The organism is Bacteroides sp. ET489, from assembly GCF_030518095.1.
In the GTDB taxonomy this organism is placed as follows: Bacteria; Bacteroidota; Bacteroidia; order Bacteroidales; family Bacteroidaceae; genus Bacteroides; species Bacteroides ndongoniae.
In genome coordinates, this window is record NZ_JAULLJ010000002.1 from 65,198 (window position 1) to 83,599 (window position 18,402).

An 18,402-nucleotide genomic window follows, 5' to 3' on the forward strand; every position below is an offset into this window, starting at 1 on the left:
AAAATATGTATAGGAAATTACTATTATGTATCATCCTGTTATCTACAGCTTTTATAAGCTATGCGCAGGAAAAGAAATTGGTGTTTAATAAAGACGGTTATTTTAAAATTGTCCAATTTACCGATGTTCATTATAAATACGATGATCAGGCGAATTCTCAGATTGCTTTAGACCGGATAAACGAGGTGTTAGATGCAGAACATCCTGATTTTGTAATATTTACCGGAGATGTTGTGGTTTCTAATGAAGCTTATAAAGGATTAGATATCGTTTTGGAACCATGTATGAAGCGTGGCGTACCTTTTGCTGTTGTGTTTGGAAATCATGATGATGAGTATGATCGGACTCGTGTGGAACTTTACGATTATATTGCCGGGAAACAGGGCTGCATGATGCCGGCTCGTACAGGGAACCATGTTCCCGATTATACTTTGACAGTTATGTCTTCGAAAGAACAGGATAAGAGAGCAGCTTTATTATATTGCATGGATTCTCATTCGTACACAAAACTGAAATCGGTACCCGGATATGACTGGATAAAGTTTAATCAGATAGTTTGGTATAGGGCTCAAAGTATGGAGTTTACAAAACAAAATGATGGTGCTCCTCTTCCTGCGTTGGCTTTTTTTCATATCCCGTTACCCGAGTATAAAGATGCTGTCACGGAAGACAAAAACAGATTGTTTGGGATCAGAGGCGAGGCTGTATGCTGTCCTACGATGAATTCCGGTCTGTTTGCTTCGATGAAAGAATGTGGAGATGTGATGGGGATTTTTGTGGGGCATGATCATGATAACGATTATGCTGTAGCTTATCGGGAAGTTGTATTGGCATACGGACGGTACACCGGTGGAAATACGGTATACAATAATCTGCCTAATGGAGCTCGTATCATTATTTTGAAAGACGGCGAGCGTACATTTGAATCTTATATTCGTTCTGCTGGCGGAAAAGTAGAATCGCACATTATTTATCCAGGTAGTTTTTACTAAAGAAGGAAATTGATATGAAACGTATTTTGTTATTAGTTATTTCTATTTTGTTTTTTACAGGCTTATGGGCTGATGAGAATAATGTCAGTCTGACACTGATTCCTCCAGGAAAAATCACAAATAAAGTTGACTTAGACATCCGGGGAGGTATTATTAATAAAAGTGATCAGCAACGGACTTTTGAGGTTTCCATATACTGGGGGAGAGAAAAAAGGAATACTTTGTTGTACGAGTCATCTGTAACAGTTCCGGCTGGAAAATCGGAAACTGTGAAGATTGTGGTACCTACCAAGCAGCGGTTAGGAAAGCACAAGGTTATTCTGAAAGTTACTGATGGAAATAGAACATACCGTAAAACGAAGGATATTGAAGTGGTGGAGTCGGATATCCGTTCAATCCAACAAATATCCGGAGCTTGGGCTGGCATTTATCATTGGAGTGAAATTGAAGGCAAGCATTGGAACAAAGATATAAAGAAAATGACCGACGAGCAATGGAAGGAATTGGTACGTTCAATGCATAAGGTTGAAATGGATATGATTGTCATTCAAGAGGTCTTTCGTAACGAACAGTATGTGGGCAAGCATAATACGACAGTAGATAGTTATGCAGGAAAAGCTTTTTATCCTTCAGAATTATATCCGGGGCGTATGGATATTACGGCTGAAGACCCTATAGAAGCCATCTTGTCCGAAGCCGACAGATTGGGAATGAATGTTTTAGTTGGTGTGGGCATATTTGCATGGTTTGATTTTACTCCGGAATCTTTGGAGTGGCATAAACGGGTAGCTAAAGAATTGTGGGATATGTATGGCCATCACGAATCGTTTTATGCTTTTTATGTTTCCGAGGAAAGCGGAGGAGGATTGGATAATTGGGAACAACAACCGGACATGCGTAAAAAGAGGAAGGCAGACATTGTGAACTTCTTTAAGGAATTTAAGTCTTATTGCAACAGCTTTGCACCGGGGAAACCTATCATGCTGGCTACTAATAGTTTTGAAGTTCCCAATGGAATGGATACTTATCCTGCATTATTGGAGTATTTGGATATTCTTTGTCCGTTTGGCTTTGCCCGTATGCCGGCTGGTGATTTGACGGGGAAAGAGGCGGCAGATATGCTTCAGGAAGCATGTAACAAAGCAAAGTCTCATTTGTGGTTTGATTTGGAAGCTTTCCTGTTTAATCCTGATAATTCGTTGTATCCTCGTCCGATAGAAGAAATCATTCATGATCTGAATCTATTCTCTAATTTTGAAAAGATTCTTTGTTATCAGTTCCCAGGCGTCTTCAATGACCCGGATATGTCCATTCGTGTAGGCGAGGAACGTACGATTGACTTGTTCAATGGATATATGAAGTATTTGAAAGAGTTGAAGGCCAAAGCTAAAAATAAATAGAAGAAAAAGATGAAGTGCTATTATCTATACCTGTTGTTTTTGCTGTTGGTTGGTGGGATTCCGGCACTGGATGCCAAAGGTTCCGATAATGTTTTCAATGGGGATAATCCTGCTGTGAGGTATATTGGCCGGACCTGGGTTGCGCATGATGGTTCGGTAGCTTTCGATTGGGTAGGGACATATTTTGAAACCCGTTTTACAGGTGGACATGTTTCAATCAAGGTCTCTGAAACAGGAGAGAGTTATTATAATGTGTTTGTTGATGACCGGTTGCATAGGGTTGTTAAAATAAGTGGAACGGACACACTGGTCAATTTGGTATCGGGGATAGATAAAAGCCTTCATCGTCTGAGAGTTCAGAAGCGGACGGAAGGAGAATTCGGACGGACTACTGTTCATCAGTTTCTCCTTTCCGATTCGGGCTATTTGAAAGAAGAACCGGTGAAGCGTTCCCGCCACATTGAGTTTATCGGAAACTCTTTGACGTGTGGATACGGGGTGGAGGGAAAGGACCGTAATGAACCGTTCTTGTTGGAAACAGAAAACTGTAATATGGCTTTTGCTGCTATGGTTGCACGCTATTTCAATGCGGATTACACATTAATAGCGCATTCTGGCAGAGGGGTTGTACGCAATTATGGAGATTCTGTACGGGTGTCGGAAGTGACGATGAAAGACCGGATGTTGAATACATTTGATGAAGATCTTACGATTAAGTGGAACTTTACGGATTATCATCCCGATCTGGTTGTGGTCAATTTAGGTTCAAACGATTTTTCGACGGAACCTCATCCTTACAAATCAGAGTTTGTAAAGGGATATACGCAACTGGTTATGCAATTGCGGAAGTATTACGGAGATATTCCCATCATCTGTGTTTATCCGGTGGCTATGCAAGCACCTGTCTTTGAACATTATCAGGCTGTTATCGATGAGCTTAATGATTCGAATGTTTTCTTATTGAGACTGGATAAGAACCTTTATAATAGAACTACGGATATGGGAGCTGCATGGCATCCGGGCTATTCTGCTCATAAAAAAATGGCAATGTGGCTTATTCCTTATATTGCTACGGTTATGGGCTGGGATTTGACGGACGAACCTGTTGTTTAGTATCGTGCATGAGGAAAAGACGAGGTTGATGAGATAATGCTTTTTAATGAATAGACTATAAAACTATGAAACGACTTTTTTTGATTTTGACTATATGTCTGTATGTTTTGTTTGGACTATCTCCATTGGGTTGCCATGGGCAGAATAAGGCAATAATGGGAGTCAAACCTATTACTGGAACATGGATAAATCTGGCTTATCAGGATGTGCGTAATAAGTATACCAATCCACAGCATTTTGACCATACCGACCCTGCGTTGTGGCGTCAGAAGGTAAAAGAGCTTTCGGAAATGGGTATCGAATATCTTGTATTCATGGCTGTAGCCAATGAAGGGAAAGCCTATTATCCTTCCAAGTTGATGCCTCATGTATATCCTTCCGGGAAAGAAAGTCCCGTAGATGCTATTATGGATATGGCGGGTGAATTGGGGCTTAAAGTATTTATGAGTACGGGTTGGGCCAAAAATCAGGATGATAATCTACAGGATCCGGCTATCAAGCAGCGTCAGCTTCAGATGATGGAGGAACTGGCTGCTTTGTATAAGAATCATACTGCTTTTTATGGTTGGTATTTGCCGGTAGAAGATTGTCTTTGTCCGATTTTTGCCGAACATGCCGTACAGGCTGTCAATACGTTGGTCGAAAAAGCTAAAGCATTGACTCCGGGGAAGAAGACGCTGATTTCTCCTTATGGCATTGTGGATTCAGCCTTTGACGATCCGGCTTATGAGAAACAGCTGGCTAAGTTGAAGGTCGACATCATAGCTTATCAGGATGAGGTAGGCTGTGTGCGTGAGCAGTTCCCCCTTCCACGTTTAAAACGTAATTGGAAGAAGTTGCGTGCCATTCATGATAGACTGGACATCGCATTATGGGCCAATTGTGAGACTTTTACTTGGGAGAACCATACAAACGACCGTTCTTCGGCCTTGATACCGGCTGCTTATCCGCGTCTTTTGTCACAACAAGCTGCTGCTTCTGCCGCAGAGGTTGAGACTATCATTTCTTTTATGATGTATAGTCTGTTTGACAAGCCGTCCTCTTCGTTTCAGTTAGGTCAGTCAGGCTGTTCCAATAAAGCTTATATGAATTATATGGATTGGAGCCGGGGAGAAACATATTGGGGATTGTTAGGCGCTTCTTTCATGGGTACACTGAAAAGCAAGAATTCGGTCTGCACCGAGAGTAAAGAATTCGGGATGCTGGTAGACAGTAGGCTGTCCGAAGAAAATCCCAAAGATCCCTGTTGGGCTGTTTTTACCCCTGGCTATCATGAATTGTTGTTCGATTTGGGGACAGATGATTCTCCTTTGGATAAAGTTATGCTACGAGGATTGAATTATGTTCCGGAAAATATCGGTTTGCCGGAAACTGTCAGTCTGTCTGTTTCCGATGATGGGAAACAGTATCATCTGATATCAATGAAAACGGTAGAACATTGGCCAAATGCAAAGCATGACGCTTGGATCGAAGGCGTCTTGTTTGATAAGCTGAACTTAAAATCCCGTTATGTAAAAGTTGCATTTGAATCATCGTATCAAGTATATCTGGATGAAATATTTTTTAATCCGACGGTTATAAAAGAGTGAAGGTAATTTTTTTAAGAATAGGTAAAATGGCTGTAATGGAAGTCGTATTATTGAGAAAATGGTATATTTTGTGTTTTCTGTTGTGTCTTTGTGGGCATGTGGATGCACAAAACAAGGAATACTGGCTTGATGAAGTATATCAGGCTTCTTATTGTGTACAGGATTGGGGGATGCCACAAAAAAATCAAGCGGTAGTTTGAACCCCTTCTCTCTTGACTGTAAATGGAGTTACGTATAAGCGTGGAGTGGGGGGCATTCTATCAAAACTTCAGCCATATGGTTGGACTTATGTCAATATTGATGATGGCTAGCAGGCTGCTGATCGTTTGGCGGACGGTGTGCTTCCGGCAAATGAGAAGTTTTCGGATATTGAGGGACTGTCTGCATATATCCATTCATTGGGACTGAAGTTTGGTATCTATTCCTCTCCCGGTCCAACCACTTGCGGCAGTTATTTGGGAAGTTACCGTTTTGAGCGGCTTGATGCAGAAACGTGGGCTAAGTGGGGAGTTGATTATTTGAAGTATGACCACTGTGGATATATGGATGTTCAGAAGAATACGGAAGAAAAAAACATCCAGGAACCTTATATTGTCATGCGTAATGCTTTGGATGAGGTTAAGCGGGATATTGTCTACTGTGTAGGCTATGGAGCTCCCAATGTTTGGAATTGGGGTAAAGAAGCAGGAGGTGATTTGTGGCGTACGACACGCGACATTACCGATGAATGGAATGTAGTTACGGCTATCGGGTGCTTCCAGGATGTTTGTGCTCGGGCTACGGCTCCGGGATATTACAATGACCCGGACATGCTGGTAGTGGGTAAATTGGGGAAAGCATGGAGAAACGAGGTGCAAGAGTCTGCTCTTACTCCGGACGAACAATATGCTCATATATCATTGTGGTGCCTTCTGTCGGCTCCGTTATTAATCGGTTGCGATATGGCTTCTTTGGATGACTTTACATTGAATTTGCTGACTAACAGTGAGGTGATTGCTGTTAACCAGGATCCTTTAGTCAGTCCGGCTGTGAAGATCCCGGTAGAGAACGGGCAGATCTGGTATAAGAAACTTTGTGATGGCTCTTGGGCAATAGGTCTGTTCCAGATGGATCCTTATTTTGTATTATGGAATCAAGATGAAGCAGAGAAAATCCAAACCGTTAACTATGACTTGAAATTGAATTTGAAGCAAATGGGACTGAGTGGAAAGGTCTTGATCAGGGACTTGTGGAGGCAGAAAGACATCGGTATATATGATGGGGAATACACTGCCGAGGTCCCTTATCATGGAGTACAACTGATAAAGGTAATTCCCTTACCATAATCCGGGCCGGGTGATAATATGACTGGTATTATACATGATTCCACTTTTTACGCAAAATTATAATTTAATATCCTGAAAGTGAAAGTCGTAGATCGAGAGTTTTTTGTAAAAAAATGAGTGGGGCGGCGTACCGTCTTCCGGAGGTGGCAGTACGGAAGAAGGTGGCGGCACCGGCGAGCCGGGCGAAGATCCGTTGGGCTGATGCCGAAACGGGAGGCAGGAATGGCGGTGTGGGGCATTCGGTCCCGCACCGCCTTCTGTGTGTTTAAAAGCGTACCATCAGTTCCAGCACCACTTTGTCTTGTTCCGATTCTTTGGCGATGCTGTGCTTGGCGTAGAAGTATTTTTCGAAGTTCAGTCGCAGGTCGGTACGGAAGGCCTTGCTGAGGCTGAAGGTGATACCGCCGGTCAGACGTTGGCGCTTGTAGTCGGTGGTAACCAGGGCGCCGGTAGTCTCGTCGGTGGTTTTGGCGTCGCTTTGGTCGGTCATCATGTCGTAGCGTGCCAGGAAAGACATCTTGGTGAAGGGACCGTTCTTCAGCGGAAGGTCGTAGTTGATAAAGGCATCTACGGCCTGCACATCGTCGAAAGCATTCTTCGAGTAAGTTTTGTACAGGTACTCGCCTTCGATGTGGAAGCGGCCGAATTCGTAGTACGCGCCGATGTCGTACGATTGCATCCGGATGTCTTCCGGCTGGATGGCCTGTACGCTCAGGGTCAGGTTCAGTCCTTGGGTGAGGAACATGGCTGCTTTGGCCGAGTAGTTCACTTCCTTGTGCCATACCTTCTGGTTGGTCAGTCCCGTACCGTTGTACAGACCTCCTTCGATGGTGACAGGCATGTCGGTAGGCAGCTTATAGCCTAACGTCAGACCTACGTCGCGCACGTTGCCTACTTGCTTGGCGATGAACGAACGGTTGGCGAAGTATTGCTGGTGGGGCGAGCGGTGGGCATCGATGGTGAAAGGCACACGCATCTGTCCGGCCGTTACGGCCAGGCCCTTGAGCGGGAAGATACGGGCATAGGCGTCGAGCATCTTGATCTGTCCCTCGTCCGACAAATCTATTTCGGCTTTATAGGCCACGCTGGGCAGGATGTTGCCCGTCAGGCTGACGCGGGCGTTGCGTACCTCGAAGCGTCCGGCATTCATGCCCGTCTGATATTCGTATTTGGCGCGGATGGTTCCGTGCACTTCGGGCAGGTAGTCCTTGCCTTCCAGTTTTTCCTTATTGATTTTCTTTCCGTCTTCGTTGATGGCTTTTTCTTGAGCCTGAGTAGCCAGTGGCAACAGGGCCATGAGCAGGAGCAGGATGTTCTTCTTCATTGTTTCTTGTTGTCTGTAGGTTTTCGGCGGCAAAGTTCGGAAACATGTGTTATGTCTGTGTGTCATACTTGTTTCATTTGTGTTACAGTGTCCGGCTTTTGCAGGCAGGTAGCCGGTGCTTGTCGGATGTCATAAAAAGGAATAAACGCTGTGTAGTTTCCTAGAAAACACCTACTTTTGCATTTCAGACTTTAAGGTCCGGCCTTGCGGGCAGTAGCGTTGCTGGCTGTCGGGAGGCGGGCGGATGCAGGATGAAGTCCTTTTTCTGTGCCGTGACTGAACATACGGGGCAGGTATTTCATTATTGATGTACTGTTTACACAGATTTGATTCAAGAATGTTGGACTTATGCATGCAATTTTATTATGAATAGAAGTATGGAAGGAACGCAGAAGAAAGTGTTGGTAGGCATGAGCGGAGGCATCGACAGTACCGCCACGTGCCTGATGTTGAAAGAACAGGGGTATGACATAGTAGGCCTGACCATGTGGGTATGGGGCGACGAACCGGTAGAGGCCCGTCGGCTGGCCGAAAGTATGGGCATCGAGCATCATGTGGCCGACGAGCGTGAAGCTTTCCGGCAGATAATCGTGCAGAACTTCATCGACGAATACCGGCAGGGACGTACGCCGAACCCCTGCGTGATGTGCAATCCTCTGTTCAAGTTCCGCATCCTTACGGAGTGGGCCGACCGTCTGGGTTGCGCTTACATAGCTACGGGGCACTATACCCGACTGGAAGAACGGAACGGAAAAATATATATCGTGGCAGGCGACGACGACAAGAAAGACCAGTCGTACTTCCTCTGGCGGCTGGGGCAGGACGTGTTGCGCCGCTGCATCTTCCCCTTGGGCGAATATACCAAACTGAAAGTGCGCGATTATCTGCGCGACAAGGGCTATACGCTGAAGGCCGACGAAGGCGAGAGCATGGAAGTCTGCTTCATTCAGGGCGACTATCGCGACTTCCTGCGCCAGCACTGTCCCGAGATAGACGCCGAGGTAGGCAAAGGATGGTTTGTCAACTCCGAAGGCGTGAAGCTGGGCGAACACAAGGGCTTCCCTTACTACACCATCGGGCAGCGCAGGGGGCTGGAGATTGCCCTCGGCAAGCCTGCCTATGTGCTGAAGATAAATCCGCAGAAGAACACCGTGATGCTGGGCGATGCCGAACAGTTGCGTACCCGCTACATGCTGGTCGAGCAGGAGCAACTGACCGATGAGGCCGAGGTGATGGGCAGCGACTCTCTGACGGTGCGCATCCGCTACCGCAGCCGTCCCATTCCCTGTTCGCTGCGCCGGCTCGACGACGGTCGCCTGCTGGTACACTTCCACGAAGAGGCATCGGCCATTGCGCCGGGGCAGTCGGCAGTGTTTTACATCGGCCGCCGGGTAGTGGGCGGTTCGTTTATCGCCTCACAGCGGGGGATAGGTATGTATGTGACCGAGGGGTGAATGGTGAGTTTTTAAGTTCGTGAGTTTTTGAGTTTATAAGTTTATAATGCTTTCGCTTACCGACTCACTAACTTAAAAACTCGCTAACTCAAAAACTCATGAACTCAAAAACTCAACAACTTATAAACTTAAAAACTGATACTTATTTATAATGAAACGAATGATTTTGTTGCTGACCTGTGCTTTTGCCGTACTCACGGCAGGGGCACAGCAGGATACGCTGAAGTATCGCATCAGTCTGAAAGACAAGGCTGCCACGGAGTACAGGCTGGACCGGCCCGAAGAATTCCTTTCGCCGAAGGCCATCGAACGCCGGAGCAAACAGCATTTGCCCATCGACTCGACCGACCTGCCCGTTTGCCGCAAATATGTCGACGAAATACGCCGGCAGGGCGTGAACGTGGTGGTGACGGGCAAGTGGGATAACTTTGTCACCGTCTCGTGCAACGACACAGCACTTATCGGGCGCATTCTTTCGCTCCCCTTTGTCCGCATGGCCGAGAAGGTATGGACGGCTCCCAAAGGCCCTTCCTTCTCCGAACGGCGCGACTCGCTGGTGAATCGTCCTACCGTCTATCGCGACAGCATCTATGGAGCTGCCATCACGCAGATACAGATGAGCCGGGGCGACAAGCTGCACCAGGCAGGCTTCCGCGGGCAAGGCATGACGATAGCCGTGATAGACGCCGGCTATCATAACGTCGACAGTATAACGGCCATGCAGAATATCCGCATTTTGGGGGTAAAGGACTTTGTGAACCCCGCGGCCGACATCTATGCCGAGAGCAGCCACGGCCTGAGCGTACTGTCGTGCATCGGAATGAACCGTCCCAACGTGATGATAGGTACCGCACCCGAAGCCTCCTTCTGGTTGCTGCGCAGCGAAGACGAGTATTCCGAACACCTGGTAGAGCAGGACTATTGGGCAGCGGCGGTCGAGTTTGCCGACAGTGTGGGCGTGGACGTCATCAACACCTCGCTGGGTTACTATTCCTTCGACGACCCGTCGAAGAATTACCGCTTCCGCGACCTCGACGGACACTACTCCCTGATGTCGCGTCAGGCATCGCGCGTGGCCGACAAGGGCATGATACTGGTGTGCAGCGCCGGCAATTCGGGACAAGGCTCGTGGAAGAAGATTACCCCTCCGGGCGATGCCGACAATGTCCTGACCGTGGGTGCCATCGATAAGAAAGCCTTGCTGGCACCGTTCTCTTCCATCGGTAATACGGCCGACGGTCGTGTGAAGCCCGATGTCATGGCGGTGGGGCTGGGAGCCGACGTCATCCGTACCGATGGCAATCAGGGCAGAGCCAACGGAACCTCTTTCTCTTCGCCCATCATGTGCGGCATGGTCACCTGTCTGTGGCAAGCCTGTCCCACGCTGACGGCCAAGGAAGTCATCGAACTGGTTCGCCGTTCGGGCGACCGCGCCGACTTCCCCGACAACATTTACGGTTATGGCGTGCCCGACATGTGGAAGGCTTATCAGGAATATCAGGCTACAGCCAGCCGCTGATTCTGCCCACTCGTCTGCCGGAAGTTCCCGTCGTTTGAAACGATTTGTTTGTCTTACTTAAAATCAGAATCCGCAAAGATGGATGCATTATCCTTATACGACCTCAATGCCTTGGTGCGACGCAGCCTAGAGCAGTGCCTGCCCGACGAGTATTGGGTACAGGCCGAACTGAGCGAAGTGCGCGTACACCCCGCTACAGGCCATTGCTATGTGGAGTTCGTGCAGAAGGACTCGCGTAGCAACAACCTCGTGGCTAAGGCACGTGGCGTCATCTGGAACAACGTCTTCCGTTTGCTCCGTCCCTACTTCGAAGAGAGTACGGGGCAGGTTTTCACGGCAGGCATCAAGGTGCTGGTGCAGGTCTCTGTGGGCTTCCACGAACTCTACGGCTTCAGCCTGACCGTGCACGACATCGACCCCACCTATACGCTGGGCGACATGGCCCGCCGCCGTCGCGAGATACTGAAGCAGTTGGAGGAAGAAGGCGTGCTGACACTGAACAAGGAACTGCCCATGCCCGAACTGCCCCGACGCGTAGCCGTCATCTCCTCGGCTACGGCTGCTGGCTACGGTGACTTCTGTCATCAGCTGACGAACAATCCGCGCGGATATTACTTCCATACCGAACTCTTCGCCGCCGCCATGCAGGGCGACCGTGTGGAGGAATCGATGCTTGCCGCGCTCGACAGTATCAACAGTCGCGCCGACGCCTTCGACGTGGTAGTCATCATCCGTGGTGGAGGAGCCACGTCCGACCTTTCCTGCTTCGATACCTACCTGCTGGCTGCTGCCTGTGCCCAGTTCCCGCTGCCCATCATCACCGGCATCGGGCACGAGCGCGACGATACGGTGCTCGACTCCGTGGCACACGCCCGTGTGAAGACGCCTACTGCCGCCGCCGAATACCTCATTGCCCGCATGGACGAAGCAGCCGACCGTCTGAACGACCTCGCTGTCCGCCTGTACGAAGGAGTCACTGCCCGCCTGAAGTGGGAGCGCAACCGCCTGCAACAGTGTCGCAACCGCATCCCTACAGCGTCCGTCCGCCGGGTATCGTCTGCCAAGCTGGAACTGCTCACCGCCCGTAAGGACTTGCACAGTTCGGTGGAGGCTGTGCTTGCCCGCCACCGCCACAAGCTGGAGCTGTTGAAGCAACGCCTTGCCGATGCCTCGCCCGACAAGCTGCTGGCCCGTGGCTACAGCATCACGCTGAAGGATGGCAAGGCCGTTAAAGACGCCGCTTTGCTAAGCCCGGGCGACAGGCTCGTAACCCGGCTCTATCGGGGCGAAGTGCAGTCGGTAGTGAATCAAGAATCTGCTGAACGAAGAATGGAGAATGGATAATTGATTATTGAGAACTGAGAATGAAGTTGCGTGTATTCATTATCCATTATCCATTCTCCATTACAAGACTATCGGCTTTACTCCTTAATTTCTTAACTCGTATAAATTGAATCATATGCCGTCAACCAAGAAAAAAGAAACCTACAGCCAGGCCATGAACCGCCTGGAGAAGATAGTCAGCCAGATTGACAACAACGAACTGGAGATTGATGAACTGGCCGAGAGAATAAAGGAAGCCAATGAAATCATCGCTTTCTGCGAGAGCAAACTGACCAAAGCTGACCAGGAAATCGAAAAAATACTGGCTGAAAAGCAAGAAAGTGAAGAATAAAGATTATTTTTGTTGCAATTAGCAAAGCAGGAATATTCAAAACTTTAAAGATATGAAAGAAATTGATTGGTCAAATCTGTCCTTCGGATACATGAAGACAGACTACAACGTGAGAATTTATCATCGTAACGGTCAGTGGGGCGAGCTGGAAGTATGCAGCGAGGAAACCATCCCCATGCACATGGCGGCTACCTGTCTGCACTACGGACAGGAAGCTTTCGAAGGTTTGAAGGCTTTCAAGGGTAAGGACGGCAAGGTGCGTATCTTCCGTCTGGAGGAAAACGCTGCCCGTCTGCAATCCACCTGCCGTGGCATCCTGATGCCCGAACTCCCGACAGAACGTTTCCGCGAGGCTGTGCTGAAGGTGGTGAAACTGAACGAACGCTTCATTCCGCCTTACGAGAGTGGTGCATCACTCTACATCCGTCCGTTGTTGGTAGGTACGGGTGCACAGGTTGGTGTGAAACCCTCCAATGAGTATCTCTTCCTGATATTCGTTACGCCTGTAGGTCCGTACTTCAAAGGCGGGTTTGCCACTACTCCTTACGTCATCACCCGCAAGTACGACCGTGCGGCTCCGCTCGGCACCGGTACGTTCAAGGTGGGCGGTAACTATGCGGCCAGCCTGCGTGCCAGCAAGGAAGCTCACGACGCCGGCTATTCGGCAGAGTTCTACCTCGATGCCAAGGAGAAGAAATACATGGACGAGTGTGGTGCCGCCAACTTCTTCGGCATCAAGGACAATACGTACATCACGCCGTTGTCTACTTCCATCCTTCCGTCCATCACCAACAAGAGTTTGATGCAACTGGCCGAAGACATGGGTATGAAGGTAGAGCGTCGTCCCATCCCCGAAGAAGAACTGGCTACATTCGAGGAAGCCGGTGCTTGCGGTACGGCAGCTGTTATCAGCCCCATCCAGCGCATCGACGACCCCGAGAACAACCGTTCGTACGTCATCTCGAAAGACGGCAAGCCGGGTGAGGTCTGCTCTAAACTTTATCACAAGTTGCGTGCCATCCAGTACGGCGACGAGCCCGACGTGCACGGATGGGTAACCGTTGTGGAATGACCGGCGTGAACAGAGACATAAAGATAACCACCCTTGTCGAGAATACGGTCTATGGCAAGGGCTTGCAGGGAGAGCATGGGCTTTCCCTGCTTGTTGATGTGGCAGGGCATAAGGTGCTGTTCGACACCGGTGCGTCCGACCTCTTCATCCGCAATGCCTGCCAGTTAGGCATCGACCTGCGCGAAGTGGATTGCCTTGTCCTGTCTCACGGACATCGTGACCACACGGGCGGTCTGCATCACTTCCTGCGGTTGAACGACCGCGCTACGGTGGTATGCAAGCGTGAGGCTCTCCGTCCCAAATACAAGGACGAGCGCGAAAACGGCCTGATGCACCCCGATGACCTTGATCTTGCCCGCTTCCGTTTTGTCGGGCAGACCGAAGAGATTCTGCCGGGTGTCTTTGTCTTCCCTCAATTGCCTGTAGCCGATGAGGCTGACACGCATTTCGAACATTTCTACACGCTGACCGACGGACAGAAACGTCCCGACCGTTTCGACGACGAACTGGCGCTGGTGTTGAAGCGCGACCTCGACTTGGCTGTGCTGAGTGCCTGCTCGCACCGGGGCATCACCAATATCCTCCGCACGGTGCGCGAGGCATTTCCGGAGGGAGTGTTGAAGCTGGTGCTGGGTGGTTTTCATATCCGCACGGCAGGAACCGGAAAATACAACGTGATAGCCCGTTACTTGTCAGATTGCCTGCCGCAACGGTTAGGGGTGTGCCACTGTACGGGCGTCGACCAATATGCATTGTTTCACCAATCCTTCGCCGACCGGTCGTTTTATTGCCACACCGGTTGGGTGGAGACTTTCTAAATTATGGGAAAAGGAAAATTAGCGAAATTTGCAGATATGCGGGAGTACCCGCACGTGTTTGAATACCCCTATTCGGTAGTCGATGACGTACCTTTCAACATGAAAGGCCACTGGGGAGAAACCTTTTTCAAGAACGACCGCCCCATCGTACTCGAACTGGGTTGTGGCCGGGGCGAGTACACCGTCGGCCTGGGTCGTCTCTTCCCCGAGAAGAACTTCATCGGCGTCGACATCAAGGGTGCACGTATGTGGACAGGGGCTACTGAATCGCTTCAGGCGGGTATGACGAACGTCGCCTTCCTGCGTACCAACATCGAAATCATCGACCGCTTCTTTGCACCGGGCGAGGTGAGCGAAATCTGGCTTACCTTCTCCGACCCACAGATGAAGAAGGCTACGAAGCGGCTTACTTCCACCTACTTCATGGAGCGTTATCGCCGTTTTCTGGTAGATGGTGGGCTGGTACATCTGAAGACGGACAGTAACTTCATGTTCACCTACACCAAGTACATGGTGGAGCACAATCACCTGCCCGTCGAAGTGATGACCGAAGACCTGTATCACTCGGGACTGGCCGACGAGATACTTAGCATCCGCACCTACTACGAGCAGCAATGGCTGGACCGCGGGCTGAACATCAAGTACATCCGTTTCCGCTTGCCTCACGAAGGTGTGCTCGCCGAGCCCGATGTGGCGATAGAACTCGATGAATACCGAAGCTACAACCGCAGCAAGCGGAGCGGGCTTCAGACAAGCAAATAATATGAATTGGAAGTTAAAGAAGTTAGAAGGGGGTATCGCCCTTTACCCTTCTAACTTCCTCTAACTTCTTAACGCCTTATAAATAACAATTATGACTCTTTATCCGAAACTCATTCTCGACGCACTGGCCACCGTGCGCTATCCGGGCAACGGCAAGAACCTTGTCGAAGCCGAAATGGTGGCCGACAACTTGCGTATCGACGGTATGAAGGTCAGCTTCTCGCTCATCTTCGAGAAGCCTACCGACCCCTTCATGAAATCTATATTGAAGTCGGCCGAGACGGCCATTCATACTTATGTGTCGCCCGACGTGGAGGTGACCATCACTACCGAAAGCCGTCAGGCAGCCCGTCCCGAGCCGGGCAAGATGCTGCCCCGTGTGAAGAACGTTATTGCCGTATCGAGCGGCAAGGGTGGGGTAGGCAAGAGTACCGTAGCTGCCAATCTGGCCGTAGCCCTGGTGAAGCTGGGGTACAAGGTAGGTCTGCTCGATGCCGATATTTTCGGTCCCTCCGTCCCTAAAATGTTCCAGGTAGAGGATGCCCGTCCGTATGCCGAGCGTATCGACGGCCGCGACCTCATCATCCCCATCGAGAAGTACGGTTTGAAACTGCTGTCTATCGGCTTCTTTGTCAATCCAGAACAGGCTACCCTGTGGCGTGGCGGTATGGCCAGCAACGCCCTGAAGCAGCTGGTGGGTGATGCTGACTGGGGCGACCTCGACTACTTCATCCTTGACACTCCTCCGGGCACGAGCGACATCCATCTGACACTGCTCCAGACGCTTGCCATCACGGGTGCCGTCATTGTCAGCACACCGCAGCAGGTGGCTCTGGCCGATGCACGCAAGGGTGTGGATATGTATACCAACGACAAGGTGAACGTGCCTATTCTGGGATTGGTAGAGAACATGGCGTGGTTTACTCCAGCCGAACTGCCGGAGAACAAGTACTACATTTTTGGTAAGGACGGTTGCAAACAGCTTGCCGAGGAATTGAAGGTGCCTTTGCTGGGACAAATCCCCATCGTGCAGAGCATTTGCGAGAGCGGCGACAAGGGTACACCTGTGGCTCTCGACTCTGATACCCTCACCGGTCGCGCCTTCCTTCAGCTGGCCGCTGCTGTGGTGCGCCAAGTGGACAAGCGCAACATTGAGATGGAGCCGACACGGATTGTGCAGGTGAAGAAATAAGCATTCACCACAGAGTGACACAGAGTCCCACAGAGTTCAAGAAATATAAACTCCGTGTTACGCTGTGTCACTCTGTAGTGAATCAATTATGTAAAGAGAGAATTATCTATTGCAGGCGGAAGGTCACCGGGAAGGTGTATTTCACGTTCACGGGTTTTCCGTCCTTGGTGCCGGGTACCCAGTCGGGCATGGTGCTGGCCACGCGCAGAGCTTCTGCATCCAGGCTGGGGTCGACGCTTCGGATAATGCTGGCGTTGACAGCCTTACCTTCGGTGTTGATGATGACCGCTACTGTCACTCTTCCTTGTACACCTTTGGTTTGGGCTTCGGCCGGATAGCGGATGTTCTTACTGAGGTATTGCATCAGGCCGGTCATGCCGCCGGGGAATTCGGGCATCTTGTCCACAACGTCATATACTTCGCCTGCTACGGGTGTGTGGTAGCCTACCACAGTAGTTTCGTCTATTTTCTCCACCGGTTCAGGAGCTAGGCGGAACATGACGGGGACGGTGTATTTCACTTTGACCGGTTCCCCTTTCTGTGTGCCCGGTTTCCATTTCGGCATACTGCTGATGACGCGGATGGCTTCGGCATCCAGGTCGGCGTTGACACCTCTCAGGATGCTTACGTTTCCGATGCTTCCGTCCTTGCCAACCACAAACTGCACGGTGACACGTCCCTGTATGCCGGCCTTATGAGCAGCTTCGGGGTAACGGATGTTGGCGGACAGGTACTTCATCAGTTCTCCCATTCCTCCGTTGGGGAATTCCGGCATGTTCTCTACGACTTCATATACGTCGTCGTCTGTCACGTTGGACTTGATGATGTTTACCGGTATCAGTTCAATGACCATGTTGTCAGGATCCATCTTGGCCAATTCAGCAGGTCTGCACATCCGTGCCAACGTCTTACCGTCTTTGCCGCTATATTCAAACAGAATACTTGCTTCGGGCGACGTCTCTATACGGAATTCTCCTTGGGCGTTGACTGTACTTTTGGTAATTGACTGATACTTATGGTCAATGATGATTTTTACATCGCTAATCGGATTACCCGCTTCGTCGTCCACAATCTTTCCTTTGTAAGTCACCTTTTTATCCTTCTCCTGCTGGGGTATAGGAGCAACATTCATTTCTGATTGAGACGATGGAACGATGTTTTCAGGTTGAGGCTGTACTTCGGGTGTTTCGGCGGGAGTGACAGCTTCCATAACTTCAGCAGTAATCTTCTGTGTGGCGCGTGCCACGGCCTCGATGTTGCTGACTATCATCAGCAGGGCGGCCAGCGGGAGGAACATCAGGTATTTGGTTCTCCCTATTGCTCGGGTTCTTCTTTTGTTCATCATAGTGATGCGCTTTTTTAGGGGTAAAACATTGAAACTGTTATAGATGGTTGCTGCAGCCTTATGATGTGACAAACCCAACAGGTGGTATTGGTAAGTACGCGAGTCGTGGCCGGTCTCCAGTACCTTTTCGTCGGCCATGTACTCTAAGTTTGTACGTATTTCCCGCTTCATGAGCCAGGCAAAGGGATTGAACCAGCAGACGATGCACGCCAGTTCGCCTATCATCACGTCGATGGAGTGCCATTGGCGGGCATGGGTGCGCTCGTGCGTCAGTATCTCGTGCAGTTCTTCGCCGGTGTGTGCGTCGGGATAGACAAATATCCAGCGGAAGAACGAGAACGGACCTTCCGGCCGTGGAAGCAGATGTACGGTGGTATCGTCTATTTTCTGTGTGGGGCAGCGTCGGCCCAGGCGGATAATGCCTGTCAGCTGCACCAGGAAGCGTGCCGTCAGCAAGGCTACCACCAGCCAGTAGACGATCCCGATGCCGTCGGCCAGCAGTTGCTTCCAGTCCGTTTCGGGCTGTGGTGTCAGCGTCAGTTCGGGCAGCACCACGGTGGCATACAGGTCGGCCATGGCTGCCATCGGTTCCTGTTGCTCAATCCAGGTCTGGATGTTGAACAGTGGTACAATAGCCGATACGGCAAAGAAGCACAGCAGAGCCGTTCGCCTCCAGGTGAAGAACGTGTCCTTGTAGAAGAACAGCCGGTAGAAGGCATAGAACAAGGCTATCGCTACGTTGATTTTCAAAAAATAGACCATATCTTTCAATTAAAAATGAAGAATTAAGAATTAAAAATGGCGGATGAAGAACTTTTCTTG

Annotated in this window: 15 protein-coding genes and 1 pseudogene; 14 read left to right on the plus strand and 2 right to left on the minus strand. The window is 49.8% G+C overall.

Annotated elements, in window-relative coordinates; genetic code table 11:
• The first annotated feature begins 5 nt into the window (after positions 1–5).
• The 6 genes and pseudogenes from Q3C19_RS01740 to Q3C19_RS01765 form a co-directional block, all read left to right on the plus strand.
• Positions 6–992, plus strand: coding sequence for a metallophosphoesterase family protein (locus tag Q3C19_RS01740; RefSeq protein ID WP_071148712.1), 987 nt, complete (start codon positions 6–8; stop codon positions 990–992).
• Between the two features lie 14 nt (positions 993–1,006).
• Positions 1,007–2,392 (plus strand): DUF4434 domain-containing protein, encoded by a 1,386-nt coding sequence (locus Q3C19_RS01745; RefSeq protein ID WP_277120454.1) that lies wholly within the window; start codon positions 1,007–1,009, stop codon positions 2,390–2,392.
• Positions 2,393–2,401: 9 nt separating this feature from the next.
• Positions 2,402–3,505 (plus strand): SGNH/GDSL hydrolase family protein, encoded by a 1,104-nt coding sequence (locus tag Q3C19_RS01750; protein ID WP_071148714.1) that lies wholly within the window; start codon positions 2,402–2,404, stop codon positions 3,503–3,505.
• A 65-nt stretch (positions 3,506–3,570) separates the two neighbouring features.
• The gene (locus Q3C19_RS01755) at positions 3,571–5,094 is read left to right on the plus strand and encodes a DUF4434 domain-containing protein (RefSeq protein ID WP_277120453.1); all 1,524 of its coding nucleotides are present in this window, start codon (positions 3,571–3,573) and stop codon (positions 5,092–5,094) included.
• Between the two features lie 26 nt (positions 5,095–5,120).
• Complete coding sequence (locus tag Q3C19_RS01760) at positions 5,121–5,294, plus strand: hypothetical protein (protein ID WP_277120452.1); 174 nt, start codon at positions 5,121–5,123, stop codon at positions 5,292–5,294.
• A gap of 63 nt (positions 5,295–5,357) precedes the next feature.
• Positions 5,358–6,419 (plus strand): annotated as a pseudogene (locus Q3C19_RS01765) (glycoside hydrolase family 27 protein); the annotation flags it as partial.
• A gap of 265 nt (positions 6,420–6,684) precedes the next feature.
• Here the strand turns inward: Q3C19_RS01765 and Q3C19_RS01770 are convergent.
• Positions 6,685–7,743 carry a porin gene (locus Q3C19_RS01770; RefSeq protein ID WP_071148716.1) on the minus strand — a complete coding sequence of 353 codons (1,059 nt, stop codon included), beginning with the start codon at positions 7,741–7,743 and terminating at the stop codon, positions 6,685–6,687.
• A 329-nt stretch (positions 7,744–8,072) separates the two neighbouring features.
• Between Q3C19_RS01770 and mnmA the strand changes: the two genes are divergently transcribed.
• The 8 genes from mnmA (at position 8,073) to Q3C19_RS01810 (ending at position 16,235) form a co-directional block, all read left to right on the plus strand.
• The gene (gene mnmA / locus Q3C19_RS01775; RefSeq protein WP_302726939.1) at positions 8,073–9,197 is read left to right on the plus strand and encodes a tRNA 2-thiouridine(34) synthase MnmA; all 1,125 of its coding nucleotides are present in this window, start codon (positions 8,073–8,075) and stop codon (positions 9,195–9,197) included.
• Between the two features lie 151 nt (positions 9,198–9,348).
• Positions 9,349–10,716 carry a S8 family serine peptidase gene (locus tag Q3C19_RS01780; protein WP_302726794.1) on the plus strand — a complete coding sequence of 456 codons (1,368 nt, stop codon included), beginning with the start codon at positions 9,349–9,351 and terminating at the stop codon, positions 10,714–10,716.
• Between the two features lie 78 nt (positions 10,717–10,794).
• Positions 10,795–12,060 carry an exodeoxyribonuclease VII large subunit gene (gene xseA, locus Q3C19_RS01785; RefSeq protein ID WP_302726796.1) on the plus strand — a complete coding sequence of 422 codons (1,266 nt, stop codon included), beginning with the start codon at positions 10,795–10,797 and terminating at the stop codon, positions 12,058–12,060.
• Positions 12,061–12,175: 115 nt separating this feature from the next.
• The gene (xseB, locus tag Q3C19_RS01790; RefSeq protein ID WP_071148720.1) at positions 12,176–12,391 is read left to right on the plus strand and encodes an exodeoxyribonuclease VII small subunit; all 216 of its coding nucleotides are present in this window, start codon (positions 12,176–12,178) and stop codon (positions 12,389–12,391) included.
• A gap of 52 nt (positions 12,392–12,443) precedes the next feature.
• A complete protein-coding gene (locus tag Q3C19_RS01795; protein ID WP_022162363.1) occupies positions 12,444–13,463 on the plus strand; it encodes a branched-chain amino acid aminotransferase in 1,020 nt (339 codons plus the stop codon).
• Between the two features lie 5 nt (positions 13,464–13,468).
• A complete protein-coding gene (locus tag Q3C19_RS01800) occupies positions 13,469–14,281 on the plus strand; it encodes an MBL fold metallo-hydrolase (RefSeq protein ID WP_302726800.1) in 813 nt (270 codons plus the stop codon).
• 3 nt (positions 14,282–14,284) lie between these two features.
• Positions 14,285–15,043, plus strand: coding sequence for a tRNA (guanosine(46)-N7)-methyltransferase TrmB (gene trmB, locus Q3C19_RS01805; protein ID WP_302726802.1), 759 nt, complete (start codon positions 14,285–14,287; stop codon positions 15,041–15,043).
• A gap of 91 nt (positions 15,044–15,134) precedes the next feature.
• Positions 15,135–16,235 (plus strand): Mrp/NBP35 family ATP-binding protein, encoded by a 1,101-nt coding sequence (locus tag Q3C19_RS01810; protein WP_022162366.1) that lies wholly within the window; start codon positions 15,135–15,137, stop codon positions 16,233–16,235.
• A 106-nt stretch (positions 16,236–16,341) separates the two neighbouring features.
• Here Q3C19_RS01810 and Q3C19_RS01815 read toward each other — a convergent pair whose 3' ends face one another.
• Positions 16,342–18,342, minus strand: coding sequence for a M56 family metallopeptidase (locus Q3C19_RS01815; RefSeq protein ID WP_302726804.1), 2,001 nt, complete (start codon positions 18,340–18,342; stop codon positions 16,342–16,344).
• Between the last annotated feature and the right edge of the window lie 60 nt (positions 18,343–18,402).